This is a genomic window from Caulobacter sp. P4_E5 (assembly GCF_056401555.1).
In genome coordinates, this window is sequence record NZ_JBFUJD010000023.1 from 24,753 (window position 1) to 43,296 (window position 18,544).

The following is an 18,544-nucleotide window of genomic DNA, read 5'->3' on the forward strand; positions in this document are numbered from 1 at the left end:
CTGCGGGGCAGGGGGGTCTCCTCTCGCTGACATCCGTCGTTGCTCGAAACCCATGAGCGAGGACCCGACATGACATCGCCCCAGACCCTCCGCGATCCGCTGGCCGATCACCTGCTGACGCCTCAGAACGCCGCGCTGGTGATCATCGACTTCCAGCCGATCCAGGTGTCGTCCATCGTCACGATGGAAAAGCGCCTGCTGATCGCCAATGTCACGAACCTGGCCAAGACCGCCAGGCTCTACGGCCTGCCGGTCGTGCTCACGACGGTGAACGTGGCCACCGGCCTCAACACCCCCACGATCAAGCCGATCACCGACGTCCTGCCCGACGCGCGGCCGATCGATCGCACCGCGATCAACGCCTGGGAGGACGAGGACTTCGTGGCGGCCGTGAAGGCCACCGGCCGCCGCAAATTGATCGTGGTCGCGCTGTGGACCGAGGTCTGTCTGGCGTTCCCGGCCCTGGACGCCTTGGCCGAGGGGTTCGACGTGTTCGCGGTCGTGGACGCGGTGGGCGGCACCTCGGAGCTGGCCCACCGCGCCGGCCTCGACCGCGTCACGCAGGCCGGCGGCAAGCCGGTCAGCTGGATCCAGGTGGCCTGCGAGCTGCAGCGCGACTGGAACCGCAAGGCGACCGCCGAGGGCTTCGCCGACATCGTCCTGCGCGCGGTCGGCCACTGAGGCGACGGAACGGGAGCAAGGCTTGACGGCCTTGCTCCCGGCATCGTCGAGGACAGGGATTGGGCGTCAAGGCTTGGGCGCGTCGGCCGCCTCGACATAGTCGGTGCTGGTGGGACCTTGGCCGGAGATGTAGACCGTCGCTCCTTCCGGTCCGGCCATGGCGAAGTGCGCGACGCTGGCCGGCTCGCTGTAGAAGCTGCCGGGCGGCAGGATCTTGACGAGGCTCTCGTCCGCCTTGCGGCCATAGCCGAACCGCCAGAGGCCGGCGACGACCACGGCGGTGCGGTCGTCGCGATGGCTGTGGGCGGCGATGCGGACATTAGGTGGCGCCCGCAACGCGATCGTGTAGGGACCAGCCTTGGTCGGATCGCCATAGAGGATCGTCGTGCGGATACCGGCTACGCCGGATGTTCCCGCCGTGGCGCCGCCCTGGACCAGGCCTTCGATGTCCGACGGGGTCAGGCGCAGCAAACGCTCTTGGGCGGAGGCGGCGCCCGCGACGGCTACTAGCAGGAGCGCGGCGCCGGCGGAGGCGAGGCGACGGCTCATGGCTTGGCGTCCAGGAACGCGCGAACCATCGCCACGGTGGCCTTGGGGTTCTCTTCCATAATCCAGTGGCCGGAATCGGGGACCACGCCTTCGGTGACGTTGTTGGCGGCGAAGCGCATCACCGTCGCCATCATCGGCCCGAACGACTTCTCGCCGCCCAGGGCCAGCACCGGCATGGTCAGCTTGCCCTCGGCCACGAAGACCTTGTTGTCGATGGCGTCCTGGTCGAAGGCGGCGAATTGCGAAAAGCCGCCATGCATGGCGCCGGGCAGGGCGTAGAGCCTGGCATAGTGCTGGCGTGAGGCCTCGGTGAAGCGGGCGGGGGTGGCCGAGAACTCGTTCCAGAAACGGTCGAGATAGATGCGCTCGCGGCCGGCGACCAGGCGCTCCATGTCGGGGCCGCCGAACCGGAAGTGCCACAGCAGCGGGTTCTTGAGGATCTCCTCCCAAGGCCCGACGCCGGGCAGCGGCGCGTCGATCAGCACGAAGCGGTTCACCCGGTCGTGATGCTCGGCGGCAAAGGCGTAGCCGACCATGTTGCCGATGTCGTGGGTGACCAGATCGACCTTGGTAATCTTCAGGGCGTCGAGCACGCCCGCCACGTCGCCGCCTTGGGTCTTCTTGTCGTAGCCGCCGGACGTGGGCTTGGACGACAGGCCCAGACCGCGAAGATCGGGCACGATAACGGTGTGGTCCTTGGCCAGATCGGCGGCCATCGGCTCCCACATGTCGCCCGTCTCGCCATAGCCATGCAGCAGCACGACCGCCGGCCCTTTGCCGCCGACCCGGACGTGGATCGTCGCGCCGTTGGTGGAGATCTCCTGGGTCTTGAAGCCGGCGGGGAACGGTTTGACCTGCGCCATGGCCGTGGAGACGGGAACCGCGGTCGAAAGGAATAGGGTCGCCAGGGCGACGGGAATGAACTTGAGCACCTGCTGTCCTCCGGAGGGCCGGGCATCCGGTCGGACGCCTTCACCAGGGGGAACGCAGGTTTTTCAGGAAGCCTCACCCGGCTCGTCGCGCCTAGAAGTGGCCGGAGAGGCTGAGCTCGAAACGCCGCCGCCGCGGATCGCCGCGATAGTCGTAGCCCATGTTGTTGGCGTCGGCGACGATCGGCGGCGTGGTGTCCAGCAGGTTCTGCACGGCGATGCGCACGTCCAGGGACCGCAGGGCATGGCCGGCCGCGACGTTGAACCGCCGGCGGGCCGCCAAATCCAGATAGGCCCGCGACGGGATATAGGTCCGCGCCTGGTTGAAGGCCGCGTTCTGGACCACGACATTGCTGAAGGGCGAGTAGCGCGGGCTCGAGCGCCCCTGATACTGCAGGTTCAGGTCCGCCAGCAGCGGCCCGCGTTCCCACTGGACGCCCGCATTGCCGCGCCATCGCAGGGGACCGTCGAGAAAGCCGACACGGTCCAGCCATGGCAAGCCCGGCCGGCGTCGGGTCCGCAAGGTCGGCTGCCAGGTCGCGGCGCCGTAGACCCGTGTCTCGCCGCCCAGGACGGGGGGGAGCGTCCAGTCCAGTTGCGCCTCGACCGTCTCGGCGATCGTTCGCCCGAGGTTGGCCAGTCCGCTGTAGAGCACGATGATCCGGCCGGCGGTGTAGCCCAGGGCCGCGTCGGCGGCGGACAGCGGCTCGCGGACGACGCGGCCAGGATAGCGGGCTTCGGCGTCGATCACCTGCTGCGGATTGAGGCCGGACGTCCCGATCTCGTCGCGGATCTCGACGCGGGACGCGTCGACGGACAGGCGCGGTCCATTCCGGCCGGAGGGGTTCAGCACCAGGCCGAACGACTGGGTCAGGCCCTTCTCCTGGCCGATGTCATGCCATCCGCTGCGGCCCCATCGATAGGGACCGTCGGCTGTGAGCTTCCGCCCGCCGCGCTTGGGGTCCGTTTCGGGATTCAGCGGACTGGCGGTCTGGATGGTGATCTCCTGGAGATGCGTCATGTCCGGCGGCGACTGGCCCGTCGCCGCGCTGGCCCGCAGCATCAGCCAGCCGGTCGGAAAGGCGCGGGCGCCGAAGGTGAATACGTCGGCCTGATGGCGGACGCTGGTGCGAACATAGGTGGCGACGCCGGTCAGCAGCGTGTCCGGGAACGTCGTCTCGACTGCGTCGCGACGCAGGGCCAGCTGTAGCTCCAGGCCGCGCAGGGGCGCGAGCCGGGACTCTGGGGACAACAGCGGCGCGCGAAGCTCGACATAGCCGGAGCTGACGCGCTGCACCCGGTCGGGCGTGCGGGTCCTGGTCGCGCCGCCTTCGGCGAGACTCAGAATTTCGGTCTCGGGCATCCGCTCCCGCCGGACCTCGGCCAACACGGTCGCCGTGAGCGGGCCGCCTGGCAGGGCGATTACGGGACCTGCCGCGCGCACGACGCCGCTGCTGAACTGTGTAGTCTGGCGGCTATGGCTGGTGTTGGGAAGGGTATAGGCCATCATCGCCGACTGAAGGCTGGCATAGTCGCCGAGCGGCACGACCGGGGCCTGGCCGCGCGCTCCGGCCAAACCATCCCATAGAGGGACGCCGATGGTGGAGATCAGGATCCCGCCGTCCCGCCGGATCTCCAGCTGCGATCGCCCGATCGTATAGTCAGCGGACGCCTGCCAGCGCCCTGGCAGGGGCGCGATCAGACCCCCGGTGAGACGCCGCACATCGACGGTGACCGACTTCCGTTCGACCAGGTCCGGCAACGGGAAATAGAAATAGACCGAGTTGGCGAACAGATTGCCGGTTGCGTTGGCCTGGGTCAGGCTTCGGAACCCCGGCGCTTTCGGCGTCAGAGCGCGCGCTTCGTCGTGGAGATCGAAGCCGTCGACGAAAGCCTCGACGCGCTCCCCGATCCGGCGACGGACGCTGAACAGGATGGCGTAGGTCCTCGGCGCGGAGATCAGCGAGGTATCGTCGCCCGCCAAGCCGGCAGCCGGTTCGGTGGGCAGGCGGCCGGCGTTGGCGACCAGGACAGCCGCCTTCTCCTGCTCAGTCCCTCGGAAGTCGATCGGCAGGAACGTGTAGCTGCCGCCCAGGACGGTTCCGCCGTAGGCCGCATCCAGCCGCAGGGGCTCGCCCAGGCTGCTGCGGACGGTGATCGCGTTGACGGGTCTCTGCTGCAACAGGAAGGCGGCCGGACTGTTCCGGGCCTGCCAGTCGAGCGACCGGCGGGCATAGTCGCGCTGGCCGACGGTCAGCTTTTGCGCCGCCGAATAGGACGCGGCCAGCATCATGTCCGTCCGCCCATGGTCGGGGGTGAAGCCCACGCGCGCTTCAATTCGTCCTCGGCCCGCATCGCCGCGGCTGGACAGGCCCGAGACCACGGTCAGGTCGGCGCCGCGATAGTCACGCTTCAACACCAGATTGACGACCCCGCCGATGGCGGTGGGGCCGTGGATGCCGCCGGCCGTGGCGGTCAGGGTCTCGATCCGCTCGATCGCGCCCAGTGGGATGGCGTTGACGTCGCTCTGTTCCAGGCCGGCCACGCGGGACGGCAGGCTGGGCAGGCGGCGGCCGTCGACCAGAACCAGGGTCCGCTGCAAGCCGACGCCGCGCAGGTCGACCGCCGAATTGGGCGCGCCCGTGAAGTTCACGTTCTGGCTGGGCGAGATCACCTGGCCATTGGCCGGCAGGCGCTCGCGCAGGTATTGATCGACATTGTCCTGCGCCGCCGCCGCCAGGTCCCGAGGGCCCACGACCTTGTAGGGCTGGATGTCGTTCTCGGTGCGCCGGATGTCGGCGTTCTGGGTGCGCCGGCCCACGACCAGCACCTCCGAGATCGCGCCATCGCTGGGATCGGCGATCTCCCGGCTTGGTCGTTCGAACAGCACGAAGACGCCGTCGGGCGTGATCCGGTAGCCGACGCCGGACCCGTTCAGCAGCAGCGCGACCGCCTGTTCGGTGGTGAGCCGTCCCTTGACGGACGGCGTTCGTCGGCCTTTGACTAGATCCGCCGAATAGAGGATGTCCGCGCGGTTCTCACGGGCCAGTTCGGCCAAAACGTCCTGCAGAGCGCCGGCGCGGAGATCGACAAGGCCGGGCGCGGCGTGGGCGCTGTTAGCGGCCTCCGCCGCGACTAGTAGCACACCGGCGCAAGCCCAGAGGCGACATTGGCGTCGATGCGAATGCATATCTTCCCCCAAGGCACAGGACCAATCGCGCCCTGGTCTAAGGCGTCAAGCGCACTTCGAAGAGTAAGAAGACGGATATTATCCTTGTACTGCAAGGGGCGGGAGCCCCGCCTCGTCTCACTTCGCGCATCGACCTTGGCGCCGCTGGTCGCGAGCCGTCAGCGACGGCTTAGGCTGGTGGCTCGGCGCGTCTGAATGTCTGCTTCCTGGGAGGTAAGCCAAGGTCCGCAACTGGCGCATGTCGCTCCCGCTGGCGATCTGAAGAGCCAAGCCTCTGGGCGTCTATTGTCGATCAGCGGGTGGCGTGTGATGGCTTTTGCCGGCGCGATCGTCGCCCAACTTGGGAGCCGGAAATGATCATTCGTCGTCGGACCGTGCTTGCGGCGGGCGCCGCCGCCTCCCTGGCGCCAGGGCTGGCTGCCGCCCAGGGCGGCGGGTCGAACGCGGCGCGCTTTTCGCTCGCCTTCGCACCCCATGAGGGCAGCTTCGCCAGCCGCGGCGGACTGATCGAGCAGATCGCCTTTGCGGCGGACCAGGGGTTCACCGCCTGGGAGGACAACCAGGCGCGGGACCGTCCTGTGGAAGAACAGGAGCGAATGGCGCAGGCGCTCAAGCAACGCGGCATGACGATGGGGGTCTTCGTCGCCAGCATGCCCAAGTGGGCTCAGTTCCGGCCCGTGCTCGGCGGCCCCGATGACACGGAGCGGGACGCGTTCCTGGCCGACATCCGTGCGTCCGTCGACGTGGCCAAGCGGCTGAACGCCAAGTGCATGACGGTGGTCACCGGGTTCTTGGATCCCAAGACGCCGCTGGATATCCAAACGGCGCGTATCATCGACGTTATGCGCCGAGCGAACGACATCGTGGCCCCCCAGGGCTTAGTTATGGTGATGGAGCCGCTGAACACCCGCGTCGACCATCCCAACGTCTACATGCAGACGATCCCGCAGGGTTTCGCGATCGCACGCGCCGTGAACAGCCCGGCCGTGAAGGTCCTCGCCGACCTCTATCATGCGCAAATTCAGTTCGGGCATCTGATCCCGACGCTGGAGGCCTGCTGGAGCGAGGTCGCCTATGTGCAGTTCGGCGACAATCCAGGCCGCAAGGAGCCGACCACCGGCGAAATCAACTATACCTCGATCGTCCGGTGGCTGAGGTCCCGGCGCTATGGGGGGGTGATCGGCATGGAGCATGGCAATTCCCTGGCCGGACGTCCCGGCGAGGAGCGCCTGGTCGCCGCCTACCGGGAAGTTGACCGGGGATAAGGACCCTCCGCTGACGCGGTGGCGATGACGCAAGAAAGGTCCAGCGCGTCGGTCGCGAGTGATGGAGCCTGGGCTATGCGCTCGGAACCTTTCGCGGTGGGCGACATGCTTCCGTTTTCTGCCTGTGTCTCAACTCGATCATGTTGACTGGTGCGGCGGGATGAAGCGGGAACACGGGCTGGCGTGCTGAGCTTATGATTTAGGATGTTGCTGGAGCTTCCTATGAGCGGTCTGGTTACCATCGCCGCCGCAACCGCGGCCGGTAGGGCATTCATCAAGGCCGCGTCGGCCACCATCGCTGACATCGATCGGGTCTTGGAAACCTTGACCAAGCAATATGATCGGGCGCGCCAACGTCGCGAGCGGCGGCAATTGGCGCTACCCGGTAGGCTCCCTTCAATGCCTATCGATGTCTTGGGTCATGGAGTCGGTCCATATGAGTTTCGCCCGGAGGTGGGCGGTTGTTGATGATCGAGTGGGAGTGATTCAGGGACCTTCCGCTGCTACCGTCACGACAAGTCGGGCCTGACGGTACATTTGGAAGGCCGCGCCTCAACGTCGCCAAACTGACACGTCCGGTCGGTAGTCCAGCTTCGCAAAGAGTCGGCGATCGTCGCCGACGGGGCGCGGCGCAATGGCCTGGCTACGTGACATAGACAAGTGGTTCGCCGAGTCGGTGCTGMCGTTCGCGCCGAACTTCCGCGCCTATGCCCGCAAGTTGACCAACGACCCGGCCGACGCCGAGGACTTGGTCCAGGAGGCCTATGCCAAGGTGCTAGGCGTGCCGGACTGGCGACGACTGGAGGCGCCCGAACGCTTCGTCCTGACCGTCATCCGCAACCTGGCCTTCGAGCGATTTCGCCGGGCCAAGGTTGTCGGCATTCGCCAGATCGGGGTGCTGGAGATGGAAGCCCTTCCCGATCCCGCGCCGGACGCCCACGCCGTGGCCAGCGCTCGCGAGGAACTGCTGCGCGTGCTGGACGCCGTGGACCGGCTGCCCGAACAATGTCGGCGCGTGGTCACCTTACGAAAAATGGAAGGCCTTTCGCCCGGGCAGATAGCGGTTCGGCTGGGCTTGTCCATCTCTACGGTCGAGAAGCATTTGGCCAAGGGGCTGATGCTGCTGACCAAGTCGCTGGCCGCCAGCGAAGGCCGAAAGATCGAAAGTAAAGCGAGTCCATGGCGAAAACCGGCGATCAAGACAGAGACGCGCTGATCGCCCAGGCTTCGGATTGGCTGGCGCGCCTGGACGCCGGTCGCGCGGTTCCAGAAGATTTCGAAGCCTGGCGGGCCGCCGATCCACGTCGCGCCGCCGCCTTCGCCGAAGTGGCCGCCGCCTGGAGCCGATTGGACGCCCTGCGCGACGCCGAGCCACGCGTGCGGCCAGGCGTGACCCGCCGCGCCTGGTTGGGCGGCGGCATGGCGCTGGCGGCGAGTGTCGTGAGCGCAGCCTATCTGGGTCGAGACCAGCTGCTGCGCGCCCGCACCGTGACGGGGATCGGCGAGCGCCGCACTCTGGCTCTGCCCGACGGCAGCTCGGTCGAGCTGAACACCGACACCGAGGTCGCTTGGCGCTTCGATCGGCAGCGGCGTCGCCTTTGGCTGGAGCGCGGCGAGGTGGCCCTGACCATCGCCCACGACGCCCTGCGCCCGTTCGAGCTGTTCACCCAGGAGGGCTTGGCGCGCCTGGCGTCCGGCCAGTTCAACGCCCGCCTGCGGCCGGCGGGCCTGGATCTGATCGTCCTGGCCGGCCGGGTGGCGATCAAGACCGCGTCAGGCGAGGCCCAGGCCGCTGTCGAGGCCGCCACCGATGCCCGTCAGGCTCTGGCGATCAGCCCGGCAGGCGTCGCCGTCGCGGCGGCGCCGGAGGCCGAGGTCCAGAACGTCCAGGCCTGGCGTCGCGGCGAGATCGTCTTCGAAGGTCAGCGCCTGGCCGAAGCGGTCGAGGAGTACAATCGCTACCTCACCCGCAAGCTGGTCATAGAAGATCCCAAGGTCGGCGCCCTGCGCCTGGGCGGCCGCTTCCTGACCGACAATCCCGAAACCTTCCTTGACGCGCTGCGCACGACCTTCGGTCTACGGATCATCGCCGACGATCCGTCACGAATTCTTCTTAAATCTCGATAGAGGTTTTCACCGCCCCTCCCGTCTTGCCGAGCGAGACGCCGATTTTCGGCACGACAAACGGGGCGAAGTACGATGACCAAGTTTGGGGCGCGATTTGGGGCGCCGCGCGCGGCGATTTGCCTGCTTCTGGCCACGACGGCGCTGGTCGCCGTCGTTCCGGCGACCGCCCAGGCCCAGGCGGCCGCGCGGGTGGCATTCAACGTTCCGGCCGGCGACACCGCCCAGGCGCTGAACGCCTTTTCGCGCCAGGCCGGCGTGCAGATCCTTTTTCCCTACGACGTCGCCGCCAAGCACCGCACGGCGGGCCTGCAAGGCGCGTTCGGCCGCGAGGACGCGGTCCGCAAGCTGATCGACGGCAGCGACCTGGAGATCGCCTCGGCGACCGCTCAGGTCATCACCCTGCGCCAGCGGGGCGCCGGCCCTTTGGACGCCGCCTCGGCCGGCGCTGACGCGTCCGACACGGTCGAGGAGCTGATCGTCACCTCGCGCGCCGGCTCGGACGCCCGCACGCGCCTGGCGACCAGCTACGCCGTCACCACCATGAATGAGGAGACCCTGCGTCTGCGCTCGCCGATGGGCGTGGCCGACGCGCTGAAGTCGGTGCCCGGCTTCTGGGTCGAGGCTTCGGGCGGCGAGGCCAGCGCCAACATCAGGGCCCGCGGCATCCCGCAGGAAGGCTTCTCGGCCATCGCCCTGCAGGAGGACGGCGCGCCGATCCAGCACGACGGCGGCCTGGGCTATCTGAACGCCGACCAGTCGTTCCGCCTGGACGAGACCATCGACCGCATCGAGGTGGTGCGCGGCGGCCCGTCCTCGATCTTCGCCTCGTACGCCCCAGGCGGCACGGTCAACTTCATCACCCGCAAGGGCGAGACCCGCGAAGGCATCGTGAAGGTCCAGGCCAGCGACTATGGCCTGAAACGCGTCGACGCCTACTACGGCGGCCCGATCGGTGATTGGCGCGCCAGCGTCGGCGGCTTCTGGCGCGAGGACGACGGCATCCGCGATCCTGGCTTCACGGCTAACAAGGGCTATCAGGTCCGCGCCTCGATCGGCCGCGACTTCGAGCGCGGCAGCTTCGACTTCAACATCAAGCACCTGGACGACAACGTCATCCTGTTCGCCGGCGTGCCGCTGAAGTTCGACGCCTCGGGCAAGGCCAGCGCCGCCCCGGGTTTCGATCCGCTGACCGGAACCTTGGCCGGGCCGGAGACCAGCAGGCTGACTCTGCGCGGCCCCAAGGGCCCGTTCGATTGGGACCTGTCGCGCGGCACCGAGGTCAAGCTGACCCAGGCTACCGCCGTCCTGAAGTACGAGATCGCCGACGGCTGGCGGCTGTCGGAGACCCTGCGCTACCGGACCTCGGAGTCCAAGCGCATCGGCCTCTTTCCCAACACGCCGGTAACTGGCGCGGCTCGCATCGCTCAGTATCGCGCCGCCCTGCTGGCCGCCACGCCGGGCGCGACTGACGTGCAACTGCGCTACGCGACGAACCCGGCGGAGGTGTTCAACACGGCCGGCGCTGGTCAGAATGGCAACGGCCTCGTGCTGGATGGCTCGCTGCGCTACGTCTCGGTGCCGCTGGACGAGCTGATCAGCGACACGCGGCTGGTCCACAAGTTCGACTTTGGCGGCCAGACCCATGACGTTGCGGTCGGCTTCTACCACGCTCACGTGGAAGAGGCCTTCAACCGCTACTCGGCCAACGCCCTGCTGGACGTGCGTGAGAACGCCCGCCGCCTGGACCTCGTCGCTGTCGACGCGACGGGCAAAGTCCTGTCCAGCCTGACCGAGAACGGCATCAGCCGCTACGGCGCCGAGTTCGCCAACGGCGACGGCAAGTCCAACACCACCGCCCTCTACCTGACCGACGAGTGGCAGGTGACGCCGAACCTGCGTATCGACGCCGGCGTTCGCTGGGAGAAGATCGAGTTCACCGGCCGCAGCGAACGCACGGCGACGATCAATCTCGGCCTCTCGCCGACCCCGGCCGACGACACCGTGCTGGCCGGTTCGGGCGTCTATGACCGCCTGTCGCGCAAGTTCGACCACGCCGGATGGACCGTGGGCGCCGACTACCGGATCACGCCGCGGATGGGCGTCTTCGCGCGCTACACCTCGGCGTTCAGGCTGCCATCGCTGGGCGACTACATCACCAACGCCAGCAACTCGACGGGCCGGGTCCAGACGATGGATCTGATGGAGGCCGGCTACAAGTTGAACGCCGGCAAGCTGGACCTCTACGCCACGGTGTTCCACACCGCCTATGACAGCTTGGGCTTCGGCAGTCTGGTGTTCAACTCGACGACCGGCGCCTACGTCAATCAGACCAGCATCACCGACACCAAGACGCTGGGCCTTGAACTGGAGGGCGCCTACCGCCCGACGCGCTGGTTCGACCTCGGCTTCAGCGCCACGATCCAGAATCCTGAGTTCGGCGACTATAAGTTCGAGGAAAGCTGCACCGTCTCGGCCTCGGACCCGACCTGCCAGGTCAAGCCGCCGGCCGCCACGGCCAGCCGCACGCGCGACTTCACGGGCAACCAGCTGATCCGCGTGCCGAAGACGGCCTTCCGCCTGACACCCGGCTTCAACCTGCTGGACGGTCGCCTGCGGATCGAGAGCAGCATCGAGCGCTATGGCGACCGCTTCTCGGACGCCGCCAACACGTTGAAACTGTCGGCCTACACCCTGGTGGGGGCCACGATGCGGTTCAAGGTCACCGACCAGCTGTCGGCCTATGTCTACGGCACGAACCTGACCAACGAGATCGGTCTGACCGAGGGCAATCCCCGCGCTGGCCAGATCATCAGCACCGAGGCTGGCGCCCTCTACGGCATCGGCCGGCCAGAGTTTGGCCGCGCCTTCAAGGCGGCGCTTCTCTTCAAGTTCTAAGGCGCGCCGCTCGACTTCCTCCCCTGAAACTCGGGCGGCCGCAGCCTCGGCCGCCCTTCTTTTTTGGAGCTTGCGATGATCCGCTGGCTGGCCCTCGTCCTCTTGTTGCTGGCTTCGCCGGCCTTGGCTCAAGAAACCCGCAAGCCTGACCTCGTCTTGGCCGGCGAGATCACCGGCGCCGATCATCAGACCTACAAGCCCGTGACCTTCGACGTCCCGGCCAGCGTGACGCGCCTTACGGTGGCATTCGACTACACCGGCCGCGAGAACCGCACGGTCGTCGATCTGGGCCTGCTGGACCCGGTCCGCTTCCGCGGCTGGAGCGGCGGCAACAAGAGGGGTTTCTTCGTCTCGGCTGAGGCGGCGACGGCCAGCTATCTGCCGGGACCTCTGCCGGCGGGGACGTGGACCCTGCTGCTGGGTGTGCCGAACGCGCGCCCGAACTCCAAGGCGACCTACGAGGCCAGGGTCTGGTTCGAGAAGACGCCCATGCCGCTCCCCGCGACCTTGCCCAAGGCGACCACGCCAGATTGGTATCGCGGCGACCTGCACATGCACACCGCCCACAGCGACGGCGGCTGCACGACGGGCGAGGCGCCGCGCGCGCCGTGCCCGGTCTATCGCACGGTGCTGGCCGCTCAAGCGGCCGGTCTCGACTTCATCGCCGTCACCGACCACAACACCACAAGTCAGGCCGAGGCCCTGGCCGAGTTGCAACCTGCGTTCCCCGGCCTGCTGCTGATGACCGGCCGCGAGGTCACCACCTTCCAGGGTCACGCCAACGTTTTCGGACCCGCGGCCTTCATCGACTTCCGTCTGGGCTCCAAGACCGTGCCGACCATGCGAAGCCTGCAGCAGGCGGTGAAGGCGGCCGGGGGGGTGTTCTCGATCAACCACCCGACCGTGCCGTCGGGCGAGCAGTGCATGGGCTGCGGCTGGACCGTCAAGGATACCGACTACGACGCGGTTCAGGCGATCGAAGTGGCCAACGGCGGCAACGAGAAGGCGCTGGGCGGCTTCGAAGGCGTCCTGTCGGGCGTTCCTTTCTGGGAGGCTCAGCTGAATCAGGACCGCCGCATCACCGCGATCGGCGGCAGCGACAACCACGACGCGGGCATCCCGCACGACAAGCCGTCCGCCGTCGGCCGACCAGCGACGGTGATCTACGCGCAGGGCCTCTCGACCGAGGCGATCCTGGCGGGCCTCCGCGCCGGCCGGGTGTTCATCGACCTGGACGGCACGCGCGACCGGTTGCTGGACCTTACGGCCAAGGCGGACGGCGGCGAAACGGTGATGGGCGGCGGGCTGGCGGTCAGGCCGGGAGAAGCCGTCAACTTTGTCGCCACCATCGCGGGCGTGGATCCGGCCGGACTTGAGGTCATCCAGGATGGCGCGAAGATCATGCCGAACACGTCGCCGAGCGGTGGGTTCTCGATCCAGATGGGGCAGCGGCCGAGCTGGGTGCGAGTCAATGTACGCGACCCGGCTGGACGGCTGCTGCTGATTGGCAACCCGATCTACTTGACCGTCGCCCCGCGATAGCCCCGGCGCGGCTACTGGTTCTTGAATCTGTTCCAGTGGTCGAAGTCGAAGGTGCGCTTCAAGGTCGCCGATCGGACCTCGAACACCAGCGTGTCGCGGACCGGCTCACCCTGGTCGCGCGTGACCGTGACCAGCGCCGTGTGCAGGCCCTCCGCCAGGCCGGCGGGCAGATCGTAGCGCCAGATGTGCGGTGAATGATCGGCCCGCGAGCCACGCGGTTGTGGCGGCATCGGTGGGAGTCGTTTCTGGCGGCCCTGGACATAGCCCTGGGCCTCGGCGTCGCCGGAGCGGCTCTGGATCGCGGTACGAGCCATGGTCAGCTGGCGCTGCAGCGCGAACGGGTCCGAATAGGCGGCCCCGCTGCGGATCCCTTCGCCCTTGAGATCTTGGGTGCGGATCATTGGCGTGGGCGTTGCGCCGTCGATCGAGACCATGACCTTGGTCGTGCTGTCGCCCATCCAGATGTCGGCGGTGATCCAGCTCCGGCCCGCCAGGTCGGCCTTCGAGAGCAGCTTCACGTCCGGCAGATCCTGGACGCTGAGCGGCGGAACCGGATCGCGGGTGTCCTCCGGCGCGTCCCGCCAGGCGAAGATCTTGTCGGCCCAGTCGCGAAAGGCGGGGGTGCTGACCGACAGCCACATGGCGCGATCGCGTGACAGGCCGCTGCCGCGATAGTCCAGCGTGTAGGCGGTCCCGTCCACGGCGAAATCCACATAGCCGCGTGGCGAGCCGTCGCCCTGCAGACTCATCGGCGTGCCGTCGATGTCGTAGTCGCCGCCCCACCAATCGCCCGCGACGGCGCCGGCCACCAGATGCCTAAAGGGAATGGTGGTCACGCCCACCGTGTCCTTCCAGCCGGCCATCGAGTCGCCTGGGGCCAGGTTCTCTAGCGTGTGGCTATGGCCCGTCAGCGATAGGGCAGGGCGGCCTTTCACGAGAGCATAGAGCTCGCCGAGATTGTCGGTCTGGTGCGGCTGGGACTCGCTGTTGTCGAAGCCCACGAACGGGATGTGGGCGGCGAACACCACCAGCCTGGTCGGATCGGTCGCCTTCAGCACGTTGGCGATGAAGGTCATCTGGTCGGGCAGCAGGCGGCCGTTATAGGTCTTCCAATACTGCTTGCAGAACGGCCGCTCGCGCGCCTCGCGCGGATCCTCGCCACAAGGGAACGAGACGTTGTCCAGGACGATGAACACCGCCCGGCCCATCTCGAACGCGTAGTTGTTCGGACCGTACAGGCGACGCCAGGTGTCGGAGCTGTCGATGTCGTGATCGGCGTCATGGTCATAGTCGTGGTTGCCCTGCACCCACCACTGCGGCGCGCCGATCGCGCCCATCACCTCGGCGGTGCGGGGGATCAGGTGCAGGTCGTCGCTGACGATGTCGCCCAAGGCCAACAGGCAGGCGGGCTTCTTCGGCGCGTTCAGCAGTTCGCGAACCAGGGAGTCACGGACATAGCCGACCTCGATGTTTGACGCCGGCTGGACGTCGCCCAGCACGGCGCAGTCGAAGCGCTGACCGGATTCTGTGGGAATGATCGGAAAGTTGATCGCCGAGGGCAGGGGACCGGTAGGCGGCAGGCCGCCATAGCGCAGCGCCTTAGGCGAGCCCGCCGGCTTGTGCTCGTAGGCGAACTGGGGAACCCAACGCCCATCGGTCGGCACGCGCCAGCCGCTGGGTTGGACCACGAACACCGACATGTCGCTGCGGACCGGCAGGCTGTAGCCGCCGCGCTGGTCTGTCAGCACAACCTCGCGACCGTTCGAGACCTTGATGTCCGGCACGCCATGCTCGCGGGGGTCCAGCCGGCCGTTGCGGTTGGTGTCGTTGAAAACGAGCCCCGCGATCATCTTGTCGTCGCTTCGAGCGTCGCGGCGCACGTCGATGGTGGCGAAATAGGGCGCGTTCGGGCCCGTCGGGGCCGCCACCGTCACGCCGGCGTAGCCGCACGTAATCGCCGCCAGCATGGCGATTGGCAGGGAAGTCTTGGTCACCTTGGCGCCCCTTCGTCCGATGAGGTCCGCAACGCTTGTGTGGCGGATGTCTGACACACCCTGATGAAGCCCGGCGAAAAGGCGAGGGGGGCCTGTCGCTGACGGACTTCCGTGTGGGTTTCGCGGGTTTAGTGGTCAATTTGCCCACATAACGCAAAAGAACTTCTCGTGACGCACGCATTAAATCCACAAATGTCACGTGATATCCACAAACGGTGGCTAGGGATGATGCGGCGAGGGGCGGCGACCGCGAGGGCGGCGCGCGGCGGATCGCTTGGGCGCAATTTCTCTGGGAGAGACGGTCGTGAGGGATCAATCTGCAGCCGGTCGGCGCTGGCGCGGCGTCATGGCGCTACGGGCGCTGGCCCTGGTCGGCGCGAGCCTTCCCGCGATCGCCTTGATGGCGACGCCGGCGATGGCTGAGGACTATACCAATGTCCAGGCCTCGGGCCGCGTGCAGTCGGCCGACGGTAAGCCGATCGCCGGCGCCGTGGTGCGGATCACGTCGGAAGCCCTGGGCGTGAAGCGCTCGGCCGTCACCAACGCCAGCGGCGCCTATGTGATCCCGCAACTGGCGCCCGGCGCCTATGCGGTCTCGGTGACCGCAGAGGGCTTCGACGCCTATGCGGAAAACGGCGTGCTGATCAGCCGCGCGGGCGGCTCGAACCTGTTCACCCTGGCGCCGGTCGGGTCGGTCGAGGCCGTCGTCGTCAAGGCCGGCCGGATGCGCACGCCGGACTTCGAGATCACCACCACCGGCGCGGCCATCGAGATCGGCGAGCTGGCCGAGCGCGTGCCGGTCGGACGCTCGCTACGCGACGTGGCGCTGATGTCGCCCGGCGTCGTCCAGGGCTCGTCATCAGCCAATGGGACCTTCGCCAACCAGATCTCGATCTCGGGCGCCAGCTTCATCGAGAACGCCTTTTTTGTGAACGGCCTGAACATCACCAACTTCCGCATGGGCCTGCTGCCCGTCGAGGTGCCGTTCGACTTCTACAAGTCGATCGAGGTCAAGACCGGCGGGTATCCGGCCGAGTTCGGCCGCTCGACCGGCGGCTTCGTCAACGCCATCACCAAGTCGGGCACCAATGTCTTCCACGGCGGCGTGACCGCCACATGGGAACCGGGCGACCTGCGCGACAGCGCGCCGAGCAGTTTCCGCAACAATTTCCAGGACTCCACCGCCAGCCGCGAGGAGTGGGTGGCCGAGCTGGGAGGGCCGATCATCAAGGACCGCCTGTTCTTCTACGGCCTGTACAACCAGCGCCGCCTGAAGACCTTCACGCCTTCGGCCAGCCAGGACAACGCCACCCGCGTCAGCGACGACGCGCCGTTCTGGGGCGGCAAGCTGGACGGCTGGCTGACCAGCAAGCAGCACCTGGAGTTCACCTATTTCGACTCGACCAAGGACGTCCGCAACCGCAGCCTGAACTACGTTCGCGCCACCAAGACGCTCGGGGCCGAGACCGGCGGGACCAACCAGCGCTCGGGCGGCGAGAACTACATCGCCCGCTACACTGGCACCTTCACGCCCTGGTTCACCCTGTCGGCGGCCTATGGTGTCAACAAGTTCCGCGACGGCCAGCTGCCGCTCGACACCGCCCACGAGCGGGTCCTCGACTACCGGACCAATTCGTCAGGGGTCGACATCGGTGTGAACAAGGTGACCGACGCGATGTCGTTCAACGACGACAAGCGGACCTTCTATCGCGCCGACGCCGACTTCAACTTCAACCTCCTGGGCGCCCACCACCTGCGGGTCGGCTACGACCACGAGGAGAACACGGCCAACCAGACGTTCGAGACGATCGGCCAGGGCTTCCTGAAGATCTTCCGCGCCACCGGCACGGACCAGACCGGCCTGCCGTCGGGCACGGACTATGTGACCACGCGCGTCTATCGCAACAGCGGTTCGTTCGGCACGGTCAACCAGGCGTTCTACGCCCAGGACCAGTGGTCGCTGTTCGACAACCGTCTGCAGTTTGAGCTGGGCGTCCGCAACGACCGCTTCGACAACCGCAGCGCCGACGGCTCGACCTTCTACGATCCAGGCAATCAGTGGGCGCCGCGCATCGCCGTGTCGGGCGACCCTTTCGGCGACGGCAAGTCCAAGCTCTACGGCTTCTTCGGCCGCTACTACCTGCCGCTGCCCAGCGACCTGTCGCTGAAGTTCGCCGGCTCGCTGGTCACCTACACGCGCTACAACCTGCTGACCTCGGTCGCCCCCGACGGCACGCCGGGCCTGGGCGCGCCGGTCACCTCGGTCGCGGGCATGCAGGCCTGTCCGGACACCGGCACGTCCAACTGCCTGGTCTCGGCCTCGGGCGCGGTGGCCGAAACGGTTGAGTCTATCGCCCACAACCTCAAGCCCCAATCGGCCGACGAGTTCGTGCTGGGCTACGAGCGCCGCTTCGGTGACCTGATCAAGGTGGGCGCCTATTTCACCCACCGCGAGCTGAACAGCATCATCGAGGACGTGGCGATCGACACCGGGGCGCGCGCCTATTGTGTGAAGGCCGGCTTCACCGCGGCCCAGTGCCAAGCCAGCTTCGGCGGCGGTCGCCAATGGGTGATCGCCAACCCGGGCGAGGACGTGAAGATCCGGCTGAACAGCCTGCCGGATGGCTCCAAGCCGGTGGTCACGCTGTCGGCCGCGGACCTGACCTATCCCAAGCCCAAGCGCGACTACAACGCCCTGACCTTCACCTTCGACCGCGCCTTCGACGACCGCTGGTCGCTGTCGGGCTCCTATACCTGGGCTAGCCTGAAGGGGAACTACGAGGGCGGCGTGCGCTCGGAGAATGGCCAGTTGGCGATCAACACCACCGCCGACTTCGACTCGCCGGGCTTCCTGAACGGCGCCGACGGTTACCTGCCTAACCATCGCCGCCACACCTTCAAGGCCTATGGCAGCTACGCGGTGAACAAGTGGCTGACCCTGGGCGGCAACGGCCTGGTCCAGTCGCCGCGCAAGTACAGCTGCATCGGCATCGTGCCGAACGCGGTCGATCCCGTCGCCTTCGGCTACCAGGGCTACGGCTTCTATTGCCAGGGCAAGGTCGTCGAGCGCGGCTCGGCGTTCGAGGGCGACTGGGTCACCCAGTTCAACGCCAGCGCCGTGGTGACCCTGCCGACGCCGGACGACCGGTTCGACGCCTCGCTGCGGCTGGACGTCTTCAACCTTTTCAATTCGCACGCGGTGACGGCCTACCACGAGTTCGGCGACATCGGCGGCAGCGGCGTGGCCGACCCCAATTTCCGCAAGCCCGTCGACTACCAGACCCCGCGCTACGCGCGGATCCAGCTGCGCGTCGCCTTCTAGGCGCGCGCGTCCCCCGGCCGCGTTCCTTCCCCCGCGGCCGGGGGACACCC

At 67.5% G+C, this 18,544-nt stretch carries 11 protein-coding genes; 7 read left to right on the forward strand and 4 right to left on the reverse strand.

Translation table 11 applies throughout. From position 1 onward, the window contains the following. Nucleotides 1-69: 69 nt before the first annotated feature. Nucleotides 70-681, forward strand: a complete 612-nt coding sequence (locus AC1DSO_RS09720; RefSeq protein WP_477068624.1) for a hydrolase — start codon at nt 70-72, stop codon at nt 679-681. Between the two features lie 66 nt (nt 682-747). On the opposite strand, the gene AC1DSO_RS09725 is transcribed toward AC1DSO_RS09720, so the two are convergent. The 3 genes from AC1DSO_RS09725 to AC1DSO_RS09735 form a co-directional block, all read right to left on the reverse strand. Next, nucleotides 748-1,230 carry a cupin domain-containing protein gene (locus AC1DSO_RS09725; RefSeq protein WP_477068625.1) on the reverse strand — a complete coding sequence of 161 codons (483 nt, stop codon included), beginning with the start codon at nt 1,228-1,230 and terminating at the stop codon, nt 748-750. Then, the gene (locus AC1DSO_RS09730) at nt 1,227-2,162 is read right to left on the reverse strand and encodes an alpha/beta fold hydrolase (RefSeq protein WP_477068626.1); all 936 of its coding nucleotides are present in this window, start codon (nt 2,160-2,162) and stop codon (nt 1,227-1,229) included. The genes AC1DSO_RS09725 and AC1DSO_RS09730 overlap by 4 nt, the downstream gene beginning before the upstream one ends. A 91-nt stretch (nt 2,163-2,253) precedes the next feature. Next, the gene (locus tag AC1DSO_RS09735) at nt 2,254-5,304 is read right to left on the reverse strand and encodes a TonB-dependent receptor (RefSeq protein WP_477068627.1); all 3,051 of its coding nucleotides are present in this window, start codon (nt 5,302-5,304) and stop codon (nt 2,254-2,256) included. A gap of 398 nt (nt 5,305-5,702) precedes the next feature. On the opposite strand from AC1DSO_RS09735, the gene AC1DSO_RS09740 reads away from it, so the two are divergent. The 5 genes from AC1DSO_RS09740 (at nt 5,703) to AC1DSO_RS09760 (ending at nt 13,178) form a co-directional block, all read left to right on the forward strand. Further along, on the forward strand, nt 5,703-6,614 hold the full coding sequence (locus tag AC1DSO_RS09740) for a hydroxypyruvate isomerase family protein (RefSeq protein ID WP_477068628.1): 912 nt from the start codon (nt 5,703-5,705) through the stop codon (nt 6,612-6,614). A 634-nt stretch (nt 6,615-7,248) separates the two neighbouring features. Beyond that, a complete protein-coding gene (locus tag AC1DSO_RS09745; protein WP_477068629.1) occupies nt 7,249-7,830 on the forward strand; it encodes an RNA polymerase sigma factor in 582 nt (193 codons plus the stop codon). Further along, on the forward strand, nt 7,794-8,741 hold the full coding sequence (locus AC1DSO_RS09750) for a FecR family protein (RefSeq protein ID WP_477068630.1): 948 nt from the start codon (nt 7,794-7,796) through the stop codon (nt 8,739-8,741). The genes AC1DSO_RS09745 and AC1DSO_RS09750 overlap by 37 nt, the downstream gene beginning before the upstream one ends. 72 nt (nt 8,742-8,813) lie before the next feature. Continuing rightward, nucleotides 8,814-11,636 (forward strand): TonB-dependent receptor, encoded by a 2,823-nt coding sequence (locus AC1DSO_RS09755; RefSeq protein ID WP_477068631.1) that lies wholly within the window; start codon nt 8,814-8,816, stop codon nt 11,634-11,636. Between the two features lie 75 nt (nt 11,637-11,711). Further along, entirely contained in the window at nt 11,712-13,178 is a 1,467-nt protein-coding gene (locus tag AC1DSO_RS09760) for a CehA/McbA family metallohydrolase (RefSeq protein ID WP_477068632.1), read from the forward strand. An 11-nt stretch (nt 13,179-13,189) separates the two neighbouring features. On the opposite strand, the gene AC1DSO_RS09765 is transcribed toward AC1DSO_RS09760, so the two are convergent. Next, a complete protein-coding gene (locus AC1DSO_RS09765) occupies nt 13,190-15,172 on the reverse strand; it encodes a calcineurin-like phosphoesterase C-terminal domain-containing protein (protein ID WP_477068633.1) in 1,983 nt (660 codons plus the stop codon). 304 nt (nt 15,173-15,476) lie between these two features. Between AC1DSO_RS09765 and AC1DSO_RS09770 the strand changes: the two genes are divergently transcribed. Further along, the gene (locus AC1DSO_RS09770) at nt 15,477-18,494 is read left to right on the forward strand and encodes a TonB-dependent receptor (protein ID WP_477068634.1); all 3,018 of its coding nucleotides are present in this window, start codon (nt 15,477-15,479) and stop codon (nt 18,492-18,494) included. Nucleotides 18,495-18,544: the final 50 nt, after the last annotated feature.